Source organism: Komagataeibacter ossonobensis, from assembly GCF_057359305.1.
Window position 1 is genome coordinate 1 of the sequence record NZ_JBXAYQ010000043.1, and the last position, 23,302, is coordinate 23,302.

The following is a 23,302-nucleotide window of genomic DNA, read 5'->3' on the forward strand; positions in this document are numbered from 1 at the left end:
TTATTTTTTAACTAGCCTTTAAGAAAAATTTAAATATATTCAATATTATTTGTTATGTTTTTATTATTTACATTGGGAATATCAATCAACATTCACTTTGATTACACTCCATAACAATTGCTGTTAGTATCATCGTACGGTTCCAATCCTGATCATCAAATCGGAATTCAGATAGCGCTTTACCGAAAACATTACTTCTTCAACTATCAGAATTTAATGAATTTTACACATCATATTTTTCAATTAAATAATAAAATTTAATTTTATTATTTAATATATTATAATTTCATTCATGTCCGTTAATAACGGTTTTTGAGGAATGAATTCTGTTTTTTAGTTCTGGCTAATTGTAATCTTCTTTTAATTATTTTCTGAGTGAGGCATCCAGAAACTTCCGGATTTTGACCTATTCCACCTGCATTTACATCACCAGCATATGCGCAGGATGGTTCCAGATTTTTTTTCCAGTACACTTCTCTTGTTGGAAGAGAGCGTTGATAATTTCATTTTATACGTTTTTGACAAAAGGACCTTTTGCCTGCACGACCTTCGGGCTGGTGCTGAGATGATCCACCGGATGTCCGTGCCTTGCTGACCGGGGCGGTTGATGACGGTGGACACGGCCGTGTCCTCACCCACAGGTGCGCTGGAACCGACCACGAAGATCACACCGCGATAATCGCCGATCCTGTCTCGGTAATGGCGTTGACCAGATACAGCCCTGTCCTTCTCCGCTGTCTTACACATCGCTCCCACAGCAGGCTGGATCGGGCACTGACCGATCCCTAATGCATGCTATGCCCGGTCGGCGCGCTACGCAGGCTGTAGTATAGCAGGATATCCGGTCCACAGTTTTCCGGCTGGTCGCTACACAGGCTCATGCCTGCCCCGCCAAAAACCTGCCGGGCGACAATATCATTTTCACGGACATAGGAAATGACGTGACTGACCCCGGCCTGATGCGCAAAGGCCAGCGCCATGCTGGCGGCCTGTCGTGACAGGACCGTATCGCGTGCATGGGGCAGGATGGCGAACTGCAGTTCATGGCAATCCGGCGTGGTGATGGAAGGCTGGACCCCTGCAAGGCCGATAAAACAGTCCTGCTGGCGCACGGTAAACATCCCCACGCCTTCGCGCCCCCATGTCATGAGGTCGGTCATCATGTCCTGTTCACTCAGGACACGACTGCACACGCCACCGGCCAGACGCCCTGTTACACCGGCGCTGGCCTTGAGCCGGACCACATCCTCCAGATCAGTCCAGGAGACCGGGTCAAGCTGCAGGTGGCCGGTCTGTATGTGGTATCGACATCCCATGACTGCCTCCATCGTGGCAGGTGCGTGCACCTACCAGTATTGAAGGCAGATAATGTTGCCTATGGCAAATGGAATCAGCGTTCGATAGGGCGATACTTGATGCGGCTCGGCTCGGTCGCGTCCGGGCCGAGGCGACGCCGCTTGTCTTCCTCATACGCCTGGAAGTTGCCCTCGAACCACTCGACGTGGCTGTCCCCCTCAAAGGCGAGGATATGGGTCGCCAGACGGTCAAGGAACCAGCGGTCATGGCTGATGATGACCGCACAACCCGCGAATTCGGCCAGAGCCTCCTCCAGCGCGCGCAGGGTATCAACATCAAGGTCGTTGGTCGGCTCATCGAGCAGGATGACATTGCTTTCCTGCCGCAGCATCTTGGCCAGGTGGACACGGTTACGCTCACCACCCGACAGGACACCCACCTTCTTCTGCTGGTCCGGTCCCTTGAAGTTGAAGGCCCCGACATAGGCACGCGACGGCACCGCCCGCTTGCCCAGATAGATGACATCCGTCCCGCCGGAGATCTCCTCCCACACGGTCTTGTTGTCATCAAGGCTGAAGCGCGACTGGTCCACGTAACCCAGCTTCACGGTCTCACCGATGGTAAGCGACCCGCCATCGGGCGTTTCCTGCCCCATGATCATCTTGAACAGGGTGGACTTGCCCGCGCCGTTCGGCCCGATCACGCCCACGATGCCACCGGGCGGCAGCTTGAAGCTGAGGTCATCGATCAGCAGGCGGTTGCCAAAGCCCTTGCGCAGGTCCTCCGCCTCGATCACCGTGCCGCCAAGGCGCGGCCCGGGCGGGATGATGATGTCGGCGACGCCGCCACCCTTCTCGTTATTCTGGGCCAGCATTTCCTCATAACGCGCGATACGCGACTTGCTCTTGGCCTGACGGGCCTTGGGCGAGGAGCCGATCCATTCCTGTTCGGCGGCAAGGGCGCGCTGGCGGGCACTTTCTTCCTTCTCTTCCTGCGCCAGGCGCTTGCGCTTCTGTGCCAGCCAGGAAGAGTAATTGCCTTCGAACGGATAGCCACGGCCACGCTCGAGTTCGAGAATCCAGTTGGTGACGTTATCAAGGAAGTAACGGTCATGGGTAATGACCATCACGGTGCCTTCGTAATCACGCAGCGTCTTTTCCAGCCACGACACGCTTTCCGCATCAAGGTGGTTGGTCGGTTCATCAAGCAGCAGCAGGTCGGGCTTTTCCAGCAGCAGGCGACACAGCGCCACGCGGCGGCGCTCACCACCGGACAGCTTGTCCACGGGGCTGTCGGCGGGCGGGCAGCGCAGGGCTTCCAGTGCGATTTCCAGCTTGCGATCCAGTTCCCAGCCATCGCCCGCGTCGATCACTTCCTGCAGTTCGGCCTGTTCGGCCAGCAGGGTGTTCATTTCGTCATCGGACATGGGTTCGGCAAACTTCATCGAAATCTCGTTGAAGCGGTCCACGGCCTTTTTCAGTTCACCAAAGCCCAGGGCGACGTTTTCGCCAACCGTCAGGCTTTCATCCAGCTTGGGTTCCTGCTCCAGATAGCCCACGCGTGCGCCTTCGGCGGCCCATGCCTCGCCACCGAATTCCTTTTCCACGCCCGCCATGATCTTGAGCAGCGTGGACTTACCGGCACCGTTGACCCCCAGCACGCCGATCTTGACGCCAGGCAGGAAGGACAGGGTAATCCCCTTGAAGACCTCACGCCCACCCGGATACGCCTTGGTCAGATCCTTCATCACATAGACATATTGCGTGGCGGCCATGACGGTCGGCTCCTGATAAACTGAAAGAAAAAATGGCAAGTCACCCGCACGGCCGGACTGGCACGGAGCCATGACCGCTGTGCTGCATGCTAAAAAGCCTGCGCCCGGCAGGACTTGAACCCGCAACCAAGCCGTTATGAGCGGCCCGCTCTAACCAATTGAGCTACGGGCGCGCAGGCAGCCCCTGATCTCGCGCATGTGGAGGGATTTGGCAAGATCCACGCGCCTTTTTCCGCGTAATTTTTTCCATTCCGATGGCAACGTCGCCATAAAAAAAACAACTTCATGATCTGGCTCATGGCCGGGCATCCTGCCACGGAACATGACTTGCACAGGAAACGGTGGGAGATATACCGTCATCCCCCGTTAATTCATGCCGCAACACCCTGGGGCGGCCCTTAACGCACATACAGGCAGCAGGAGGCCTGAACAGCAATGGACGTATCGAAGATTTCCCCCGGCAAGGACGTACCCAACGACATCAACGTCGTAATCGAGATCCCGCAGGGTTCAGGCGTCAAGTACGAGATCGACAAGGACAGCGGCGCGCTGGTGGTGGACCGCATCCTGTTCACGCCCATGGTCTATCCCGCAGCCTATGGCTTCATCCCCAACACCCTGGCCGCCGATGGCGACCCGACCGATGCGCTGGTGCTGATGCCCGCAGCCGTGGTGCCGGGTGTGGTGGTGCGCGCGCGCCCCATTGGCGTCCTGCGCATGGAAGACGAAAGCGGGCAGGATGAAAAGATCATCTGCGTGCCGCATGACAAGGTGCATCCCTACTACTCCAAGGTGGAGAAGCTGGAAGACCTGCCCGAGATCGTGCTGAAGGAAATCGAGCATTTCTTCACCCGCTACAAGGACCTGGAAAAGGGCAAGTGGGTCAAGGTCGCAGGCTGGGCCGACAAGAAGGTCGCAGGCGAAGTGATCCTTGAATCCGTCAAGGCCGTGGCTGGCAAGTAAGCCACGCCCTGCTGTCCGCCGGGCCATGCGGCCCGGTGGTCACGCAACGGCATCGGTCGGCACGGTACGTGCCCCGTGTTCCACAAGCTGACCGATCAGCCGGTGATAGCGCGCCATATAGGCGTGCATGTCCAGCGTACGTTCCGCCTGCGCGCGGACATTGGCCCGCAGCCTGCGCGCCAGACGCCTGTCTTCCAGCAGTTCCAGCACGCCTTCGGCAATCCGCCGGGGTTCATGGAACGGCACCAGCCGCGCCGTCCTGCCATCACTCAGGAATTCCTCGACCGGTGGTGTCCGGCTGCCCACGATGGCGCAGCCACACGCCATTGCCTCACGCAGCGACCATGACACCACGAACGGGTATGTCAGGTAGACATGCGCATCCGATCGCTGCAGCAGGCGGCAGAAATCGTCATAGCCGACCTTTCCCGTAAAATGGACGCGTCCCGTATCCAGCGTGGTGCCCAGTTCCGCCAGCATGTGCTGCCGCCATGTCCGGCCATCCGGCGCACGGCCGCCATAGCTGACGCCATCGCCGCCGACCACGATCACCCGCACGTCACCGCGCGCACGTAGGATATGTGGCAGGGCGCGCATGAAGACGTGAAACCCGCGATAGGGTTCCAGGTCACGGGCAACGTAGGTGAGCAGCTTTTCCCCCGGCGCCACATGAATGTCCCCCAGCACAAAGGATTGTGCAGCCGCCTGCGGATCGGGCGTGCACCGGTCCAGATCCACCCCTTCGGGCAGGAGTGTGATGCGCGGCCGTGCCCAGTCGGGATAGGTATCGCGCTGGAACCGGGTGGGGGAATGCCCCCAGCCTGACCCGGCAAGGGCCAGCAGGTTCAGGGTATTACGTGCGCGGACCAGGGGGGCGACGCCAGCGGCTGGGGCAAATTCCGGATCAAAGCCTACATCCAGCCCGACGGGATGGTAGAAGAATTCATAATATCCCAGCATCGGCACATCGGGATAGACATCAGCCAGTTCCAGCATCTCGCCCCAGCCATGGTGGCCGATGATGATATCGGGCACATAACCCAGCCCCCGCAGGGTACGGGCCGCACGGGCCACCTCGGCCGCGCGCTGCATGGCGCGGGCCAGTTCGGCCACCGGGGCCGGGGCCGCCACCCGCGCGGGCGGTGGCAGGCGATAGGACACCCGCCGCACGCCGGGCATATGGCCCTGTCCCGTTTCACTTATGAAAACGATTTCATTGCCGCCCCGCGTCCGCAGGTCACGCAGCAGATGCACGAACTGGGCCGGGAAATTCTGGTGCACGAACAGGTATTTCATGTCCCGTCGCTCCGGTTTTTTCCCCTGCATACCGGTTGTTTCCAAACCGGGCAGGCCGGATGGGCGCGCCATGCTGGCAGGTCGTAAATGCTCACGGCTCCGCCATGGTGCGTGACCGCCGTCCCGCCTTGCGACGCCGGTCACGCGGCACGGCGGTGGATGCGGACGGGGTAGCATTCCTTTCGGCCCTGCGGTGCCACCATGGCACGGGCTGGCCAGATCTGTTTTCAGGTGCCTCGGGCTGGTGCGTGGACGCGCGCGCGGGCACGGCACGCCTGCCCCGCCGCACCCGGGGGACAGGATCGGGTGTGGTTTCGTCACGGGGCACGGTCGCCTGCGATGCATTCTCCGCCCCGCCATCATGGGGCGTGGATGGCGTCGGGACCGCCTGCCAGGGCTGGATGTCAACCCGAAAGGCTTCAAGCGGGGCGTGCGAGGGCGCCATGACTGACACATCCGCCAGCGGGCCAAGACGGGTACCATCGGTAAAGCAGGCCTCGATATGGCACGTGAACCGCCGCGCAGCGTCCCCCTTCAGCCGGACCCGCAGGCCCAGCAGAGGCAGCGCCATGCCCCGGCTGCCGCAATAGTCGCCACCCCCCACCCATGGGGAAAACCAGTCCTCGCCCAGAATGGCCTGATATTCCACGTCATCCGCACCAAGACCGGCAGCAGGCTGGATGGCGAATCCTTCCAGCCACTGCCCGCTGCCGCCCTGGCCCATCCACATCCCGAGCGGGGCGCTGATGTCACCCCGGCCCTGAATATGGGCGATCATGCTGCCAGCACCGATTTTCCCGGCCGCCTCCACCGCTGGTGACGGGGCGGGCACCGCAGCGTCTGGCACTGGCGGGCCGGACAGCCTGACTACCTGCAACCCCGGCAGGGCTGCCCCGTCATGCACCGGGTCACGATAGGTGGTGACCAGCACCGCACCGCCCCCGTCAGGCATGCGTACAAGGGCAGCCCCACCCTGCGCACCCATCCAGCCAGCCGCGGCAAACGTGCTGACCTTTACCCCGTCCATGCCGGGTGGCGTGGTCACGCGCATGCCGGACAGCGGGCCAAATCCCGCGCCCGCGGGGGCTGAAGCGTGGAAAATGCAGTACGTGCCAGCTTCCAGCCGCATAAGCTGCGCGCTGGCCTGCATGTCACCCACCTGCGCGGCGGGGCGCGTAGCCTCCATTACCGGCATCCCGCCACAGAAAGGCGCAACACCGCACACACATGGACTGGGGCAATAACGATCAAGACGGGCCTCTTTCGCTCAAATCATGAATGAACTCTGGCCGTGGCGGGATGCCCGGCCCGGGCATAAGACAGCAAAAACGTATTCAATTGGTGAACGGGCAGCCCCAGCGGCACACATGCCCCCCGCCCCGTCGCATGGATGCGGGCCGCGACCGCGCCAAGGTCAAACGCCACACAGCGCAGCCCGGCACGCCAGAGCTGGGTCAGGGTGAAGCACCATGTCTCGGGACAGATGGAGGGCACGAACCCCACATCCGCCGCCGCCCCGCGCAGCAGGGACACCGCTTCCGCCGCCGCGTACCGTCCGGTAATGAATACCCGGCCTGTTTCCAGCAGGGCCGCATCATCGGATGTATGTCCCACCACGATGAATTCCAGCGGCAGGTCGCGCGCACGCGCATCGCGTGCCGCCGCCAGCATGATCCCACACCCCTTGTCCGGCCCGATGCCCCCCGCCACAACAACCCGGCACCGGTCATTTCGCGGCGGCAGTCCGGATGCGGGCCGGTCCGCACAGGCCGCGGCAAACTGGCGCAGGGACAGGGCGGGACTGTCATTTTCCAGCGCTGATGTTTCACAAGAAACACCCGGGACGTAACGCGCCAGCCTGCGTGCCACATCCGCCGATGGCACGATCACCCGCCGCGCCCCGGCCAGTTCACGCGTGGTACTGCGGCGCAGACGGTCCACATCCTCCTCACCCACCAGCGAACCCAGCGTGTGGACACAGGTCCGGCAGCCCGTCACATCGGGTTCCCCACAGTACCGCCCGGCAGGCCCCACCAGCGTAATGCGTGGACAGATACCCGCATAATCATGTACATGCCGGTCATAGGGCACGCCCAGCCGCGCACATAGATCGCGCACCCGCATGCCATGACCCAGGTGGTGATGTACCTCGACCAGACGCAAGCCGAGCACACGCAGCAACGCCACCAGCGCATCCCCCTGTTCCGGCCATTTAAAATGCAATACCGGACACGTCGCATCCGGCTGGCCATCACGCAGCGTGAACCCATCCGGGGCCGGTTCCAAAACCAGCGCACGACAGCCAGCCGCCGTCCACTGCCGCGCGCGATGGGCCACCACGTGGGCCACGCCCCCTGTCCCGGCATGGGTCACAAGCAGGACCACGCCCCCATCCCCTGCCCCGCACGCAGAACGATGCCACACCTGCAGCGACAGGTGCTGGCGTGCCGCAGCCAAAGGGTCCGCCGCGACATGCGCCTGCACCAATGCGTCATAACCGGGGAACAGCCGGTTCAGTATCCACAGGTTGCGCTGCTGCAGCGCCCGGCGCTGCGCTCCAAACGACACACCGCCCACATGCCCCACGAACACGCCCACCGCCGCCCGGTGCCGCCAGCCCGCCAGCCGGGCGCGCATGGAAAAATCATTTTCCTCCCCATATCCCCGGCCATACAGTTCGGGACGAAACAGGCCCGTCTGGCGCAGACAGTCATGGCGGATCAGCATGCAAAAGCCGTGCGCGGTGGGGATTTCCACATCCTGCCCCCCATTGGCCCGCAGGCTGGCGGCCATGAGGTAGCGGATGTCTTCCATATCGCAGGATCGGGGCACCTGCGGGTCCGGCTCGGGCCATGTCAGGATGGAGGCATCATTGGACAGGGGCGAAACCGTACCCGTATCAACCCGCGCATAAGCCACACGCAGCATTTCATCCAGCCAGCCGGGGGCCAGCAGCGTGTCGCTGTTCAGCAGCACGACATCCATGCCATCCACATCGGATAGCGCGGCATTGACCGCCGCCGGATACCCCAGGTTGGCGTCATGCCGTCGCAGGCAGATCCGCCCTGCCCCCGCCAGATTATCCAGCGCCAGCGCCAGCGCCGGATCCGGTGTCGCATCATCCACCACCATGATTTCCGTAGCCGTGCCATCCGATCGCCGCGCCAGCGAGTTGAACACGCTATCCAGACAGGCCAGCGTACGCACCCGGTCGGCATAAACCGGGATCACTACCCGGCAACGCGCCGCGCGCCGGGGGGTATGGGCGGGAATGCGCACCCGCCGCCGCATGGTGGGGAACACCTGCCGCGCACGGGGCAGGCACACCGGCAGCGGGGCGCCGGTCAACTGCCGCCCATCAGGCAGGGCCACATGCACCATGCCCTGTGGCGCGAGATCGGCCCACGCCATGCCAAAACCCCATACCGGTACGCCCGGCCCCGCGATATCGTCCCATCCGGCCCCCCATTGCCGCGACAGGACGGGGGAACGCCTGCCATGCGCATCATCGGATACGGACAGTCCGGGCGGTTGATCGGGTTGCGCGGGCATGAAAGCCCAGCCTGTCAGGCCCTGCCCATCGGCCATTACCGCACCGGTCACATGCAGCAGCGCCGCCCGGTCCGGCCGTGCGCCAAGCAGGGGCGCGCCATCATGGCGCACCACGATATCATGGGCCTGCCGCCAGTACCGGGGCAGCATCACGCACTGCCCGTCATGCTGCCTGGGCGTCCATCCCTGCCCGTCCAGCATCACCTCCGGCGCGTACCCTTCCGGCAGGCCGCCCCAGTGCAGCACGCCATCGGGGTCCAGCGCACACCAGCCGCGCAACGCCATATGGCGACATACCAGTCCCGCCGGAATGCGCAGGGCCGGGTCAAAGCCATAGCAGGTGAAAAAGCGCTCCAGCAGCCTGGCCGCCAGCGGCCAGGCGCGGACCATGCACTGCGCCAGTATCTGCAGGCGCAGTCCCGCGCGGAATTCGCCCCCCGCCATAACCGTTTCAACCGCGCGGGCCGCGCCAACCCCATCCCCCGCGCCCAGCCGGGCGGCCGCCAGCGCGTACAGCACGCCCCGGTCCGTCGGGGCCAGCCGCGCCGCGCGTTCCATCCATGCCAGCGCCAGCCCATGCAGCCCCTGTTCGGCCAGATGGCGTGCATGCCGCATGCCCCCCACGACATCCGCACCCGGTCCCGCCACCCCGCCTGATTCACTATGGGGCATGTTCATCCGCATGGGTCATGTGATCCAGTTCATCGCGTGCCGCCCGCACGCCGCCTGCCGCCGCCTGTTCCAGCCAGTAGCGGGCACGCACACGGTCCACGGGACCCGCCAGACCCTTTGCCAGGTACCGGCCCAGCATGAACTGCGACAGGGCATTGCCCCCGTCAGCACCCTGCGTAAACCAGTGCAGCGCCTGCGCCCTGTCCGGCGGCAGGTCATGGCCACCGCCATACATCGCGCCGAGGGAGAACATGGCTTCAACCCGACCCATCCGTGCCGCGCGATGATACAGCGCCAATGCGCCCGCATGGTCACGCGGGCCGCCACGCCCATCCAGCCGCAACTGCGCGGCTGCCACACAGGCCTCGGCCAGCCCGTGTCCGGCGGCGCGTTCCAGCCAGTGACGGGCCTGTACCGCATCCGCCGCCACCCCGTCCCCCTTCAGCAGCATGCGCCCGTACCAGTATTCGGCATTGACCACACCCGCGCGGGCCGCGCGTTCCATCCATGACGCGGCCTGCACCGGATCCGCCATACCGCCCACCCCGTCATGCAGGCAGACCGCAAGGTTGAAGGCCGCAACCGGATCGCCCGTCCGCGCCGCGGGCATGAAATCGGGCAGGGGCGCATCCGGGGCGGAACACGCTTCGTCTCCCTGCGCCACCAGCGATGCGGCAAGGTCCGTCATGGCCGCGACATCACCCAGTTCAGCCGCGCGTTCCAGCCAGTGACGGGCCTGATCGGGATCAGCAGCGACCCCACGCCCGTGCCTGTACAGCAGCGCCAGCATGCGGCACGCCACCGCATGATCCTGTTCCGCCGCGCGGCGGTACCACATCATCGCTTCATGATCGCCGGGAAAGGCCGCCTCCCCATGCACATGAAGGTCTCCCAGCAGGGCCGCGGCCTCCCGGTCATCGGCAAGGGCCGCCCGGCGCAGCCATGTTTCCGCCGTCATGGCGTTGCGTGGCCTGCTGTCCCCATCCTTCAGCAGCAATGCGCCATAACGCGCCTGTGCCGGACGCACGCCCTGTGCTGCGGCGCGGGCATACCATTGTTCGGCCCGCGCCATATCGCGCGGCAGGCCCCAGCCCCGGTCATGCAGCAGGCCCAGCATGTACTGCGCGGTCGGCAACCCGCTATCCGCCGCGCGAATCAGGGCCGCCACGGCATCCGGGTCGCTACCCGGCGTTTGGTCCGACGCCGTAAAATGGGTGACCGCCAGCCCAAGGTCACCCTGCGGGCAACCGGCCCTTGCCGCGCGTTCGCACCAAATCCGCGCGGCCTGCGGGTCGCGTACGGATTGCGGGCCGGTCGCCAGCAGGTAACCGTACAGGGCCTGCGCATCAGGCAGGTCCCCTTCCGCGGCCTGTTGCGCCCAAGCGGTTGCGGCTTCCGGGTCGGGCCACCGGTCAATGCCTTCGGGCCATGCCATGGGCAGCAGGCCATCGGCCCCTTTGTGATCCCCACCATGGCCCGGTGGGTCAACCAGCAGCATCAGGGCCAGGGAAAAGCAGGCCTCCACATGCCCGGCGCGCGCTGCCATGTGCATCCAGCGCACGCCTTCGACCGGGCTGCGCGGAACGCCATGGCCATCCAGATAGGCACGCGCCACCTGATACTGCGCCGCCACCATGCCGCCGCGCGCAAGGCGTCCCAGCAGGGCAAACCCCTGCGCCGAACGGCCTTCGTGTTCCAGCAGGCGACACGCATGGCGGAAACGGGCCGCGGGCGTGATCCCCCCCAGCAGCCCGGACAGAAACCTGCGCACCAACGTCGCCCCCGATCAGGGTTCGCGCATGCCGTCGGTCACGGCAGGCAGCAGGCGGTTGAGCAGGTACTGCATGATGGTGCGACGCCCGACATGGATATCCGCTTCAACCGGCATGCCCGGTTGGGGACGGAAGAAGGGCGGCACGCCATGCAGGGTGTACCGGTCGATCGACAGACGCACGCGGTAATAGGCATTCATCGTATCGCCCGTATCCCCACCCTGTTCCGCGCTGGCGCCGGGCCGAGCGCCAGACGTAGTAAAGGAATCGGGGCTTATGACACGCACCGTCGCCTCTCCGCCGCCATACTGGGTATAGGGGAAGGCCGCGAATTTCAGCAGCGCCGGGTCCCCGGCCCGCACATAGCCCGCATCCACCCCACGCAGCGTGGCCACCACATCCAGATGCCCCCCCGTCGGCACCAGCGTCAGGAGCGGGGTCGCGGCCTGAATGACCGAACCCGCGGACAGATGCGCGATACTCAGCACCACTGCATCACGATCTGCACGCATGACAATCAGGTCGTGATGCAGCACCGCCTTGCTGTAACTGCCATCGGCATCCGCCAGACGGTGCTGCGCCAGCGCAAGGTCCTGGTACACCGTGGCGTGCCAGTTGCTGGCATAGCCATCACGCTGGGCCTTCATCGCCTCAAGCCGGGCGCGAGTGCTGTCGGCGGAATGACGGGCCGACACCTGCGAGCGCGTGACCTCCATAAGCGTATCCTGCGCCGCCAGCGTGGACAGCCTGCTGCCCACCTGTTCATGCTGCAGGCGCACGCGCATATCCTGCACATCACGCGCGACACGGGCGCGGGCGGCATACATCGCCGCACTGGCCTCATACCCCTGCAGTTCGCTCTGCAGTCCCGCCACCTGCCGGTCATAATTGGCCATCTGGGCGGTGTATTCCGCCTGACGGCGCAGGTAGGCAGCCGCTTCCTGCACGGATGCCGGATCGTTCATGTCCGCCGCGTAGGGATGGCCCTCGGCTTCGGCCGTACGGCGGGCAACCTCCGCCCGGTAGGCCGCGACCTGGCGGCGCATGTTGGTGACATCCGCATCCGTCACCGTGGGGTCCAGCCGGGCCAGCACCTGCCCCTTGTGCACGGTATCGCCCTCATGCACCTCCACCGTGCGGATGATGGAGGTTTCCAGCGGCTGCAGCACCATCGTGTTGTCAAACGGTGTCAGGCGGCCGTTCACGCTGACCACCCGGTCGAGCGGGAAGAACGTCATGGCTGCCAGTCCCGCCCCGGCCAGTGCTGCGACCAGCCAGATGACATGGCGCGCCGCATCGGATGGCGGCAGGTCAATCAGTGCCGCGGAAGGGGAATAGAACGCCAGCAGCGCGGGGGGCAGGTCGGTGGGAACATCCGCCGCAGGTGGCGGCAGGACCGACAGCATGCCGGATTCTTCCGCCGCCACGGCCGTGGGGGGGACAAGGTCATGGCCGCTCATGCCGCGTCTCCCGTCATGTGGGAGACCGCCGGCGGTCCGTCCCCACAGTCATCGGGATGGTTCTGCTGCATCCATAGCGTGCGGTAGATGGTGCAGCGCGACAGCAGTTCGTCATGCGTGCCGATATCGACCACCTGCCCATGATCCATGACGCAGATCTGATGACATGCCACCAGCGAGGCCAGACGGTGCGAGACGATCACCATCGTGCGTCCACGCGCAAGGTGGCGCAGGTTGGCGTTGACCACCGCCTCGCTTTCCGGGTCAAGGGCGGATGTCGCTTCATCAAGGATCATGAGCTTGGGGTCGGAAATCACGGCGCGCGCGATGGCCAGGCGCTGGCGCTGGCCGCCGGATATGTTGGTGGACCCTTCCTCGATCCACGTATCGAAGCCCGCGGGCATGCGTTCGATGAATTCTTCCGCCCCCGCAAGGCGGGCGGCCCGCACCACGTCTTCCAGCGTCAGGCCGGGACGGCCCGCGATAATGTTGTCGCGGATGGTGCCGCGGAACAGGAAATTGTCCTGCAGCACCACCCCGCAGGACCGGCGCAGGTAGGTCAGGTTGATTTCACGCAGGTCGATGCCATCCAGCCGCAGGTGGCCGGTATAGCTGCGGCTGACACCCTGCAGCAGGCGCGTGATGGTGGATTTGCCCGACCCGCTGCGCCCGACCAGCCCCAGCATGGTGCCCGCAGGCACGCTGAACGTGACATCGGACAGCGCGGGCGAGGAGGCGCCGGGATAGGTGAAGCACACATCCGAAAACGCCAGCGCGCCGTGGATGGGCGGCCGCAGGCCGGTGGTCAGCGCCCGGGTTTCCGTCGGGCGGTTGAGCACGGACCCCGCTTCCGCCAGCGCGCTGCGCACTTCGTTCAGGTCGTCAATCAGCCGCGCCATACCCACCAGCGGGGCCGCGACCCGGCCACCCAGCATGGTGAAGGCCATCAGCGCCCCGGCCTCCATCCCCGATGTGGTCGAGGTAATGGCCAGATACGCCCCGATCAGGATGATGCCGCGATTGATGAACAGGTCCAGCGGCATGACCGCCGTCGCGACACAGTTGCCCATGCGCCCCGCGTCAAGGGACGCGGTCACCACGCTGGCGGTCTTTTCATCCCATACCTCGCGCCGCACGGGTTCCAGCGCCAGCGTCTTGATGGTGCGGATACCTGCCACCGTTTCATACAGCGCGCCGCTGCGCTCCATCTCCGCCCGGACCTGCCGGCCCATAAGTCGCCCCACGGCAGGCATGGCCAGCAGGATGACCACCCCGATCAGTCCGGCCGCAACCACCGTCAGGCAGGCCAGCGTGGGGCTGAGCCAGAACAGGAAGGGCATGACGACCACCAGGGTGAACAGGTCCAGGAACGTGCCCAGCAGGCGCCCGGTCATGAACTGCCGCACCTTGTAGATCGCGCTGACGCGGCCGATCACGTTGCCCGCCTGCTCGCGTTCAAAGAATTCCAGCGGCAAGGCCAGCAGGCGGTCGAACACCGCCAGGGATATACGCGTATCCAGCCGCGTGGTCAGCACCAGCGTGATCTCGCGCCGGGCATAGGTCAGCAGGATTTCGTAAAACGACATCACCCCCACCAGCCCGGTCAGGGAAACCAGCGTGGACATGGAATGGAAGTTCACCACCCGGTCAATGACCTGCATGACGATCAGCGGCGGGAAGATCGCCAGCACGCTTATGACCATGGAGGCGATGATCACGTCACGCAGCAGCCGGCGTTCCCCCAGCACCATGCGCCGCAGCCATGCGAAATTGACCGCGTCCTCCCTGCATGCGCCTTCCTGCCCGCCGCGCACCAGCAGCGTGTCGCCACGCCACACGCCCTCCAGCCGCAGTTCGTCCACCGCCACGGGGGGCGTATCGGGACTGGCGAAGGGATCGGCCAGCCAGACCACGCCGCGATCCGCGTCCGCGCCGACCATAAGGCCCGCCGACCCGTCCATGAACATCAGCACAACCGGCGGCACGTCACGCAGGCGCACGATTTCGCGCCATTGCAGGTGCATGCCCTGCGCGCTGCCGCCATTTTCCTCCACCCACCGCGCAAGGGCGGGAATGGTGGGCACGGGCTGCCCGGCCTCACCGGCGAAATCGCGCATGTCAAGGTCAATGCCGTGGAAGCGGGCCGCACGCAGCACCGCCTGCAGGCGGATCAGTTCCGGCGCGTGGCGGGTATCCGCCTGCCCACGTCCATCCGGGTCCGCTGATTGGTCTGTATGGCCCACGGCACCCCTTTTGCTTTGCACGCTCTGTCCATTCACGCGGTCCAGACTAGGGGCAGAAAGCAAAGGGTTCCTTAACGGGCGTGTTTTTGGTGCGGGGGCTACCGCACGGCAAAGCGCGCGCTGACCAGAACGTCGCCTGACAGCGCGGCCCGCCAGGCGGCAGCCTGCCCATCGGGCGGCAGTACGGCCACGCGGTCGAACCATTGCAGGTCGCCCGTGGCGCGCCTGCGGAAAACATCGCCCAGCACCGCCGCCAGCCCCCCGCCGCGTCCCGTGCAGCACGCGCACCCTGTCGCGTGCATGAACGGCGACGCGGCCGACTGGTCCACCGTGACAACCCCGGCCCATGATGCTGCCTGCGGGGGAACATGCCCCGCGTCCGTCACCAGCAGGGTATCGGCATGCGGATGGATGGCGGCGCGATCGGTCAGGAATTCCAGCGCAATACGCCCGTCACGGGTCATGACATTCTCCATTCATCCATATGGGAGCGGGCCTTCGCCATTTGGGCGATGGCGCTGGACACCAGCCGAAAGTTAAGGGAATAAAGGGCACCGGACATAACTTTATGCAAGACAGTTACCGGACACCTGGCGGCGGGCCGCCAGCCCGCGCCGTGTCCCCCTTCATGAGACATCAGGATAACAATGACCACTCGTCCCCATCTTCTCGATGCCCTTCGCGATCAGGTCCTGCTGTGTGACGGCGGCATGGGTTCGCGCGTACAGCTTCTGGACCTTGAGGTCGAGCGTGATTACTGGGGTCAGGAAAACTGCACCGAAATCCTGAACCTGTCCCGTCCCGAACTGGTGCGCGAAATCCACCGTGGATATTTTGAAGCCGGGGCGGACATGGTGGAAACCAACAGCTTTGGCGGATCACCCATAACGCTGGCCGAATTCGGGCTGGCCGACCGCGCGCGTGAAATCAACCGCACGGCGGGCCATCTGGCGCGTGAAGCCGCCGAGACCTTTGCCGATGGCCGCCACCGCTACGTTGTCGGCTCCATCGGACCGGGGACCAAGCTGCCTTCGCTGGGCAACATCGATTACGATACGCTGGAAGCGGGCCTGACCGAACAGTGCCGGGGCCTGATCGAAGGCGGCGTTGACTGCTTCCTGATCGAGACCTGCCAGGACACGCTGCAGATCAAGGCCGCCGTCAACGGGGCCAAGATCGCCCGCGCGGAGCTGGGCGTGGACACCCCCATTTTCGTGCAGGTCACGGTGGAAACCACCGGCACGCTGCTGGTCGGTCCCGATATTGCCGCCGCCGCCACCGTCATCAACGCGCTGGATGTGCCGCTGATGGGCCTGAACTGCGCCACCGGCCCGCAGGAAATGTCCGAACACGTACGCTGGCTGTCCGAAAACTGGCCCGGCCTGATTTCGGTCCAGCCCAATGCGGGCCTGCCCGAACTGGTCAATGGCACCACGCATTACCCGCTGACCCCTGCGGAAATGGCAAGCTGGGTCGAGCGTTTCATTACCGAGGACGGGCTGAACCTGATCGGCGGGTGCTGCGGCACCTCCACGCCGCACACGCAGGCGCTGGACCAGATGCTCCGCCGCCGCGCCGAGGGCACGGGCCGCATCCGCCCCGCCCCCGTGCCGCGCAGGCCGGTGTGGATCCCATCGGTTGCCAGCCTGTACTCGCAGGTGCCGCTGCGGCAGGAAAACAGCTATTTCTCGATTGGTGAGCGCTGCAACGCCAACGGATCGAAAAAATGGCGCCAGCTGCAGGAAGCCGGCGACTGGGATGGCTGTGTCGCGCTGGGCCGCGAACAGGTGGCCGAAGGCTCGAACGCGCTGGACATCTGCACCGCCTTCGTCGGTCGTGACGAAATGAAGGAAATGAACGCGGTCGTCACCCGCTTCACGTCCTCGGTCAACGCGCCGCTGGTGATCGATTCCACCGAAACCCCGGTGATCGAGGCGGCCCTGAAGCTGCATGGCGGCAAGCCGATCATCAACTCCATCAATTTCGAGGACGGGGAGGCGATCGCCACCGAACGCATGCTGCTGGCGCGCAAGTTCGGTGCCTCCGTCATTGCGCTGACCATTGATGAAGTGGGCATGGCCAAGACGGCGGAAGACAAGCTGCGCATCGCGACACGGCTGGTCGAATTCGCCTGTGAAAAGCATGGCCTGCCGCAATCCGACCTGATGATCGACCCGCTGACATTCACCATCGGCACCGGCACGGAAGATGACCGCAAGCTGGGGGAATGGACGCTGGAGGGCATCCGCCTGATCCGCGAACGCTTCCCCGATATCCAGATCGTGCTGGGGCTGTCCAACATCTCGTTCGGCCTGAACCCTGCGGCGCGCGCGGTGCTGAACTCGGTCTTCCTTGACCACGCGGTACGCGCGGGCATGACGGCGGCGATCGTGCATGTGTCGAAAATCCGCCCGCTGCACCTGATCCCCGCTGATGAGGTGAAGGTGGCCGAGGACCTGATCTTTGACCGCCGCGCCGAAGGCTACGACCCGCTGCAGCGCATCCTTGAAATCTTTGCAGACCGCAAGGCCGCCGATGCGGTGAAGAAGGCCCGGGCCGAGACCGCGCCCGAACGCCTGAAGGACCGCATTGTCGATGGCGACCGCAAGGGGCTGGAAGACGACCTGGCCGAGGCCATGCGCGACATGGCGCCACTGGATATCATCAACACCGTGCTGCTTGATGGCATGAAGGTGGTGGGCGAACTGTTTGGCGCGGGCAAGATGCAGCTGCCCTTCGTGCTGCAGTCCGCCGAGACGATGAAGGCCGCCGTGGCGTGGCTGGAACCCCACATGGAACGCACCGAAGGGCAGGCCCGTGGCATCATGGTGCTGGCCACAGTGAAGGGTGACGTGCATGACATTGGCAAGAACCTGGTCGACATCATCCTGACCAATAACGGCTACCAGGTGATCAACCTTGGCATCAAGGTACCGGTGGCCGACATGATCGCGGCCGCGCGTGAGCATCGGGCGGACGCCATCGGCATGTCGGGCCTGCTGGTCAAGTCCACCGTCATCATGCGCGAAAACCTTGAGGAAATGCAGCGTCAGGGCCTTGATGTGCCCGTCATGCTGGGTGGCGCGGCGCTGACACGCAATTATGTGGAAGAAGACTGCACCGCGGCCTATGGCGAGAACGGGCGCGTGGCCTATGCGCGCGATGCGTTCGATGGCCTGTCGCTTATGGACAAGGTGGTGCAGGGTGAATTCGACACCTACCTTGCCGCCATCCAGTCACGCCGCGCGGGCAAGGCCACACGGGCCAGCCGCACGCAGGATATCGAGGCCGCCGAAACCCGTGGCTTCGGCCCCGTGGACAAGGTTGCGGCCCGCGCGCGTCGCGAAAAACTGACGGCGGATGAACCCGTACTGACACCGCCCTTCTGGGGGCCGCGCGTGCTGGAGGCGACGCCGGAGGCGGTGCTGCCGTTCCTCAATGAACGTTCGCTGTACCAGTTCCAGTGGGGTTTCCGTAAGCAGGGCCGCTCGCTGGATGACTTCATGGTCTGGGCGCGCAAGGAACTGCGCCCCGTGCTGCGCCACATGCTGGCGCTGTGCGCGGAGCAGGACATCCTGCACCCCAAGGCAAGCTACGGCTACTGGAAGGCGGCAGGCGAGGGAAATGACCTGGTACTGTTTGGCGAGGACGGCACGAACGAGGTCGCCCGCTTCACCCTGCCCCGCCAGCCACGCGCGGACGGAGCCTGCATTGCGGACTTCGTGCGCGATATTGACGATGCACAGCGCGACGTGATCGGCCTGCAGGTCGTGACCGTGGGGCAGGATGCATCCGACCGCGCGCGTGAATGGTTCGAGGCGGACCGGTACAAGGACTACCTCTACCTGCACGGCCTGTCGGTGGAGATGGCGGAAGCCATGGCAGAATACACCCACAAACGCATGCGCGCCGAAATGGGCTTCGCCGCCGAGGACGACCGCGACATGGCCAGGCTGCTGCAGCAGGGCTATCGGGGGTCACGCTATTCCTTCGGCTATCCCGCCTGCCCCCGGCTGGAGGAGCAGGAGCCGATCCTGAAACTGCTGGACGCACAGAAAATCGGGGTATCCCTGACCGATGGCTTCCAGCTGCACCCTGAACAGTCGACATCGGCGCTGGTGATTTTCAACCCGCACGCGAAGTATTTCTCAATCTGAAAAACGCATCGGGGCCATCCGGCGGGATCTGTTGACCGGTGGGCGAAATAATGTCCATCATCACCCCATGTCCCGTTCCCGCCCCACGTCTTCCCCGCCACCAGCCCGGCACGGCGCCGACCATGCGCTTGGCCGGTTGCAGGCGCGTCTGGACGCGGCCCGCGCGCCTGATGGCAAGACCCGCAATATCCGCACGACACACAGGGCCGGCCGTGCCTTCACCTGTGCTGCCGAACAGTGTGTGATGGATCTCATGACCCATGACCGCGCGGGCCTGATCGAACACAGCGCCGATGTGCTGAGCCACCTGCTGGAAATCTGGGCCGCCGATGGCATCGACCCTGAGGACGTGTGGACCGAACTTGACCGCCGCACCCGCATGGGCAACCTGCTGCTGGCGCTGAACATGGCCGAACGTACATCCGTCTCCACCGCCGCGCGCAGGCGGCCATGGAAAATCCGCACCACCAAGCTGCCCTGACAGGCCGCCCGGCCCCCATGCATGGGTCCGAAATCGAAACGGACCATTTTTGGCCTATGCGTTGCCGCACGCCAGTGGCATAAGCTGGCCGCAGGCGGAACAGCAGGAAATGTCGCGATAGATGGACCAGGTCCATGCCTGTTACCTGCCGGCGGGTAATCCCCCGGTCCGGCACGCATGAACTGGATTGACGCAACAGGCATCGCCATTGTCGCCCTGTCGGCTGTGGTTGGTGCGGTTCGCGGCTTTTCACGCGAAGTACTGGGCCTTGCCGCCTGGGTCATGGCCATCATCATGGCCGTGGCGTGGTATGGCGCCCTCATGCCCTATGCCACGCAATGGATCAGCAACCACACGCTGGCAGCCCTTGCATCCTTTGCCGTGCTGTTCCTTGTGCTCCTTGTCATTTTTACCACGACTGCCCATCTGTCAGGTCAGGCGGTACAGGGGTCCATCCTGGCCGGGATCGACCGTATGCTGGGCCTGATCTTCGGACTGGCGCGCGGGTATGTCTACCTGGTACTGCTGTACACGGGCATCACCGCCCTCATCCCCGCAGCCGAATGGCCCGATGTCATGCGATCGAGCCGTATCGTCCCGCTTGTCGGCGACAGCGTGACGTATCTGAACGCTTATACGCCCGATAACTTTCACGCGCACCTTGCGCAACCCGCCGGGACGCGGCATGACGCGCCCATCTGAACCTTCTGTCGGTACCCCCCCGCACCCGTCCGTCAAGGAAAGATTGCTGACCATGTCCCGCACCTCCTTCCATGCTGTTTCCGGCAATCCGACAACACAGCATGAACGCGATGATATCGCCGCCCAGTGGCGGCATGATGATGACAAGCCGCATGAGGAATGCGGGGTTTTTGGCGTATGGAACACCAAGGATGCGTCCGCCCTGACAGCACTTGGCCTGCACGCGCTGCAGCATCGCGGGCAGGAAGCCAGCGGCATCGTGTCCTTTGATGGCGAACGCTTCCACACCCACAAGGGACTTGGGCTGGTTGGCGAGGTGTTTGGCGATGCCCGCGTCATGGCCACCCTGCCGGGTAACTGCGCGGTGGGTCATAACCGTTACGCCACCACGGGGGCGACACTGATCCGCAACGTGCAGCCGCTGTTTGCCGATTTTGAATTCGGTGGTCTGGCGGTGGCCCATAACGGCAACCTGACCAATGCCGAAACCCTGCGCAAGGCGCTGGTGCGGCGGGGCTGCATCTTCCAGTCCACGACCGATAGCGAGGTATTCATCCACCTGATCGCCATCTCGCTGTATTCCAACGTGGTGGACCGGCTGATCGATGCGCTCAAGCAGGTGCTGGGGGCGTATTCCCTGATCGTGCTGTCGCGCAATGAACTGATTGGCGTGCGCGACCCGCTGGGCGTGCGTCCGCTCATCCTTGGCCGCCTGCGGGAAGAAGACGGTTCGGAAGGCCAATGGGTTCTGGCCAGCGAGACCTGTGCGCTGGACATTGTCGGGGCGGAGTTCGTGCGCGACGTGGAACCGGGCGAGATCGTGATCATCAACGATGATGGCATCCGTTCCCTCAAGCCGTTTGACAGCAAGCAGTCGCGCTTCTGCGTGTTTGAATACATCTATTTCGCCCGGCCCGATTCCGTCATGGACGGCAAGGCCGTGTATGACACCCGCAAGCAGATCGGCGTGGAACTGGCGCGTGAAAGCGCGGTGGAAGCCGACGTGATCGTGCCGGTGCCCGATTCCGGCGTGCCCTCGGCCATGGGGTTCGCTGCCGAAAGCGGCATTCCGTTCGAACTGGGCATCATCCGCAACCATTACGTGGGCCGCACCTTCATCGAACCGACCGACCAGATCCGCAATCTGGGCGTGAAGATGAAGCATTCCACCAACCGTCCCGTGCTGGATGGCAAGCGCGTGGTGCTGGTGGATGATTCCATCGTGCGTGGCACCACATCGCGCAAGATCGTGGACATGGTGCGCGCAGCGGGTGCGAAGGAGGTGCACATGCGCATTTCCTCCCCGCCGACCACGCATTCCTGCTTCTACGGCATCGACACGCCCGAGCGCAGCCAGCTTCTTGCCGCCCAGCACAATCTGGAGGAAATGGCCAAGCTGATCGGGGTGGACAGCCTTGCCTTCATCTCGTTCGACGGGCTGTACCGCGCGCTGGGCTACAAGGACCGCAAGAGTGCGGCCAACCGCTACTGCGATGCCTGCTTTACCGGCGATTACCCGATCGAACTGGTGGATTACGAAGCCGAACACCACCCCGAACCCGCGTGACGGGTCCGCTGACCGATCTGGCCGGGCGGGTCGCGCTGGTCACCGGCGCCAGCCGGGGTATCGGGCGCGCAGTTGCCGTGGCGCTGGCACAGGCTGGCGCGCACTGCATCCTGACCGCACGCACGCAGGGTGGGCTTGAGCAGACGGACGACCTGATCCGCCAGCATACGGGGCACAATGCCACCCTGCTGCCGCTGGACCTGCTGGATGGTGAAAAGCTGGATACGCTTGGCCCTTCCATCGCCACACAATTCGGCAGGCTGGACTGCGTGGTCCATTGCGCGGGGGAACTGGGCGTCCTGTCCCCGCTGTCACACATGCAGCCCAGCGACTGGGAACGGGGCATGCAGGCCGGCCCCCTGACCACATGGCGGCTGATCCGCACGCTGGCCCCCCTGCTGGAACGCAGCCCGGCCGGGCGTGCCGTTTTCATGACCGACCAGCATGGCCAGACGCCCGCACCCTTCTGGGGACTGGTAGCCGCCACCCGCGCGGCACAGGACGCCATCATCAGGACATGGGTGCGTGAACTGCCACAGGGCAGTCCGCTGCGCATCAATCTGTTTGAACCCGGCATGGTCGCGACCCGGCTGCGCCGGCTGGCCATGCCCGCACTGGACATGAACAGCCTGACCCCGCCTGAGGCGGTAGCGCCCCGGATCGTCAGCCTGTGCCTGCCCGGTCCCCAGCCACAGGGGACTTATGTGCGCTTCGGAACGCAAACAGAAAATAATTGTTCCAAAACAACCTGTTGATAAAATAAAAGTTTTCAGGTTCCACCTTTTTTCAAAAAAGCGGAAGTTCTTTGAAGCTTTTTGAAAAAAGCTTCACCAAAAACTTTTGTATGATTTTCAGGGAAAAGGAAACCGTATGAGCAGGGCGACACCCGCCACGGCGGCGCTGGAAAAGGCAGACGTTCCATTCAGCGTCATTGAATATGAGTACGATCCCAATGCCGGACAGACGGGCAACCATGCTGCCGCATCCATCGGGGAAGATCCCGCGCGGGTGTTCAAGACCCTGATGGTAATGGTGGACGGTCGTCCTGCCTGTGTCGTGGTGCCCGTGGCAGCAACACTGAGCATGAAGAAGGTCGCGGCAGCCTTTGGCGGAAAATCAGCTGAAATGATGCCACCGCCGGATGCCGAACGCAGCACGGGCTTCCGCGTGGGCGGGATCAGCCCGTTCGGGCAGCGCAAGCGGGTACGGACCGCCCTGGCGCAGGAAGCGCTGGCACAACCCTATGTTGTCATCAACGGGGGGAAACGGGGCTATCTGGTCCGACTGGCGGCCACAGACGCCGTATCGGCAACCGGGGCAGTCACAGCCGACCTGCTGGCCTGAAAATCATAAAGAAGTTTTTGGGG

At 64.1% G+C, this 23,302-nt stretch carries 16 protein-coding genes and 1 tRNA gene; 7 read left to right on the forward strand and 10 right to left on the reverse strand.

The genetic code is table 11. The annotated features are described in order from the left end of the window. Window positions 1-785: 785 nt before the first annotated feature. The 3 genes from AC1RQ9_RS15935 to AC1RQ9_RS15945 all read right to left on the reverse strand — a co-directional run bounded on the left by AC1RQ9_RS15935 (window position 786) and on the right by AC1RQ9_RS15945 (window position 3,243). Window positions 786-1,328 (reverse strand): GNAT family N-acetyltransferase, encoded by a 543-nt coding sequence (locus AC1RQ9_RS15935; RefSeq protein WP_485987786.1) that lies wholly within the window; start codon window positions 1,326-1,328, stop codon window positions 786-788. 62 nt (window positions 1,329-1,390) lie between these two features. Continuing rightward, the gene (gene ettA / locus AC1RQ9_RS15940) at window positions 1,391-3,070 is read right to left on the reverse strand and encodes an energy-dependent translational throttle protein EttA (protein ID WP_485987765.1); all 1,680 of its coding nucleotides are present in this window, start codon (window positions 3,068-3,070) and stop codon (window positions 1,391-1,393) included. Between the two features lie 99 nt (window positions 3,071-3,169). Continuing rightward, a tRNA-Ile gene (locus AC1RQ9_RS15945) sits at window positions 3,170-3,243 on the reverse strand. A 262-nt stretch (window positions 3,244-3,505) separates the two neighbouring features. Between AC1RQ9_RS15945 and ppa the strand changes: the two genes are divergently transcribed. Beyond that, a complete protein-coding gene (gene ppa / locus AC1RQ9_RS15950) occupies window positions 3,506-4,033 on the forward strand; it encodes an inorganic diphosphatase (RefSeq protein ID WP_010508257.1) in 528 nt (175 codons plus the stop codon). Window positions 4,034-4,072: 39 nt separating this feature from the next. On the opposite strand, the gene AC1RQ9_RS15955 is transcribed toward ppa, so the two are convergent. The 7 genes from AC1RQ9_RS15955 to AC1RQ9_RS15985 form a co-directional block, all read right to left on the reverse strand. Next, window positions 4,073-5,329, reverse strand: coding sequence for a glycosyltransferase (locus AC1RQ9_RS15955; RefSeq protein WP_485987766.1), 1,257 nt, complete (start codon window positions 5,327-5,329; stop codon window positions 4,073-4,075). Window positions 5,330-5,420: 91 nt separating this feature from the next. Next, window positions 5,421-6,515, reverse strand: a complete 1,095-nt coding sequence (locus AC1RQ9_RS15960) for a hypothetical protein (RefSeq protein ID WP_485987768.1) — start codon at window positions 6,513-6,515, stop codon at window positions 5,421-5,423. Between the two features lie 86 nt (window positions 6,516-6,601). Then, complete coding sequence (locus AC1RQ9_RS15965; RefSeq protein WP_485987769.1) at window positions 6,602-9,565, reverse strand: glycosyltransferase; 2,964 nt, start codon at window positions 9,563-9,565, stop codon at window positions 6,602-6,604. Further along, window positions 9,543-11,327 (reverse strand): tetratricopeptide repeat protein, encoded by a 1,785-nt coding sequence (locus AC1RQ9_RS15970; protein ID WP_485987771.1) that lies wholly within the window; start codon window positions 11,325-11,327, stop codon window positions 9,543-9,545. The genes AC1RQ9_RS15965 and AC1RQ9_RS15970 overlap by 23 nt, the downstream gene beginning before the upstream one ends. Before the next feature lie 12 nt (window positions 11,328-11,339). Next, window positions 11,340-12,785, reverse strand: a complete 1,446-nt coding sequence (locus AC1RQ9_RS15975) for an HlyD family type I secretion periplasmic adaptor subunit (protein ID WP_485987772.1) — start codon at window positions 12,783-12,785, stop codon at window positions 11,340-11,342. Next, window positions 12,782-15,028, reverse strand: a complete 2,247-nt coding sequence (locus AC1RQ9_RS15980) for a peptidase domain-containing ABC transporter (protein WP_485987773.1) — start codon at window positions 15,026-15,028, stop codon at window positions 12,782-12,784. Before AC1RQ9_RS15980 ends, AC1RQ9_RS15975 begins: the two co-directional genes overlap by 4 nt. A 98-nt stretch (window positions 15,029-15,126) precedes the next feature. Next, window positions 15,127-15,492 carry a hypothetical protein gene (locus AC1RQ9_RS15985; protein ID WP_485987775.1) on the reverse strand — a complete coding sequence of 122 codons (366 nt, stop codon included), beginning with the start codon at window positions 15,490-15,492 and terminating at the stop codon, window positions 15,127-15,129. A gap of 183 nt (window positions 15,493-15,675) precedes the next feature. Here AC1RQ9_RS15985 and metH point away from each other — a divergent pair, with 183 nt between their 5' ends. From metH to ybaK, 6 genes are all read left to right on the forward strand, one after another. After that, window positions 15,676-19,185, forward strand: a complete 3,510-nt coding sequence (gene metH / locus AC1RQ9_RS15990) for a methionine synthase (RefSeq protein WP_485987777.1) — start codon at window positions 15,676-15,678, stop codon at window positions 19,183-19,185. Window positions 19,186-19,252: 67 nt separating this feature from the next. Next, window positions 19,253-19,666, forward strand: a complete 414-nt coding sequence (locus tag AC1RQ9_RS15995; RefSeq protein WP_485987778.1) for a phosphoribosyl-ATP pyrophosphatase — start codon at window positions 19,253-19,255, stop codon at window positions 19,664-19,666. A 177-nt stretch (window positions 19,667-19,843) separates the two neighbouring features. Further along, window positions 19,844-20,368, forward strand: a complete 525-nt coding sequence (locus AC1RQ9_RS16000) for a CvpA family protein (protein WP_485987780.1) — start codon at window positions 19,844-19,846, stop codon at window positions 20,366-20,368. Window positions 20,369-20,420: 52 nt separating this feature from the next. Then, window positions 20,421-21,935 carry an amidophosphoribosyltransferase gene (purF, locus tag AC1RQ9_RS16005; protein WP_485987782.1) on the forward strand — a complete coding sequence of 505 codons (1,515 nt, stop codon included), beginning with the start codon at window positions 20,421-20,423 and terminating at the stop codon, window positions 21,933-21,935. Further along, window positions 21,932-22,690 (forward strand): SDR family NAD(P)-dependent oxidoreductase, encoded by a 759-nt coding sequence (locus AC1RQ9_RS16010; protein WP_485987783.1) that lies wholly within the window; start codon window positions 21,932-21,934, stop codon window positions 22,688-22,690. Before purF ends, AC1RQ9_RS16010 begins: the two co-directional genes overlap by 4 nt. Before the next feature lie 115 nt (window positions 22,691-22,805). Continuing rightward, on the forward strand, window positions 22,806-23,279 hold the full coding sequence (ybaK, locus tag AC1RQ9_RS16015; RefSeq protein ID WP_485987785.1) for a Cys-tRNA(Pro) deacylase: 474 nt from the start codon (window positions 22,806-22,808) through the stop codon (window positions 23,277-23,279). Window positions 23,280-23,302 lie beyond the last annotated feature (23 nt).

Coding starts and splice junctions, on each gene's coding strand:
- AC1RQ9_RS15935 (WP_485987786.1), bottom strand. CDS start 1,328: ATGGAGGCAGTCATGGGATGTCGATACCACATACAGACCGGCCACCTG.
- ettA (WP_485987765.1), bottom strand. CDS start 3,070: ATGGCCGCCACGCAATATGTCTATGTGATGAAGGATCTGACCAAGGCG.
- ppa (WP_010508257.1), top strand. CDS start 3,506: ATGGACGTATCGAAGATTTCCCCCGGCAAGGACGTACCCAACGACATC.
- AC1RQ9_RS15955 (WP_485987766.1), bottom strand. CDS start 5,329: ATGAAATACCTGTTCGTGCACCAGAATTTCCCGGCCCAGTTCGTGCAT.
- AC1RQ9_RS15960 (WP_485987768.1), bottom strand. CDS start 6,515: ATGGAGGCTACGCGCCCCGCCGCGCAGGTGGGTGACATGCAGGCCAGC.
- AC1RQ9_RS15965 (WP_485987769.1), bottom strand. CDS start 9,565: ATGCGGATGAACATGCCCCATAGTGAATCAGGCGGGGTGGCGGGACCG.
- AC1RQ9_RS15975 (WP_485987772.1), bottom strand. CDS start 12,785: ATGAGCGGCCATGACCTTGTCCCCCCCACGGCCGTGGCGGCGGAAGAA.
- AC1RQ9_RS15985 (WP_485987775.1), bottom strand. CDS start 15,492: ATGACCCGTGACGGGCGTATTGCGCTGGAATTCCTGACCGATCGCGCC.
- metH (WP_485987777.1), top strand. CDS start 15,676: ATGACCACTCGTCCCCATCTTCTCGATGCCCTTCGCGATCAGGTCCTG.
- AC1RQ9_RS15995 (WP_485987778.1), top strand. CDS start 19,253: ATGTCCCGTTCCCGCCCCACGTCTTCCCCGCCACCAGCCCGGCACGGC.
- AC1RQ9_RS16000 (WP_485987780.1), top strand. CDS start 19,844: ATGAACTGGATTGACGCAACAGGCATCGCCATTGTCGCCCTGTCGGCT.
- purF (WP_485987782.1), top strand. CDS start 20,421: ATGTCCCGCACCTCCTTCCATGCTGTTTCCGGCAATCCGACAACACAG.
- ybaK (WP_485987785.1), top strand. CDS start 22,806: ATGAGCAGGGCGACACCCGCCACGGCGGCGCTGGAAAAGGCAGACGTT.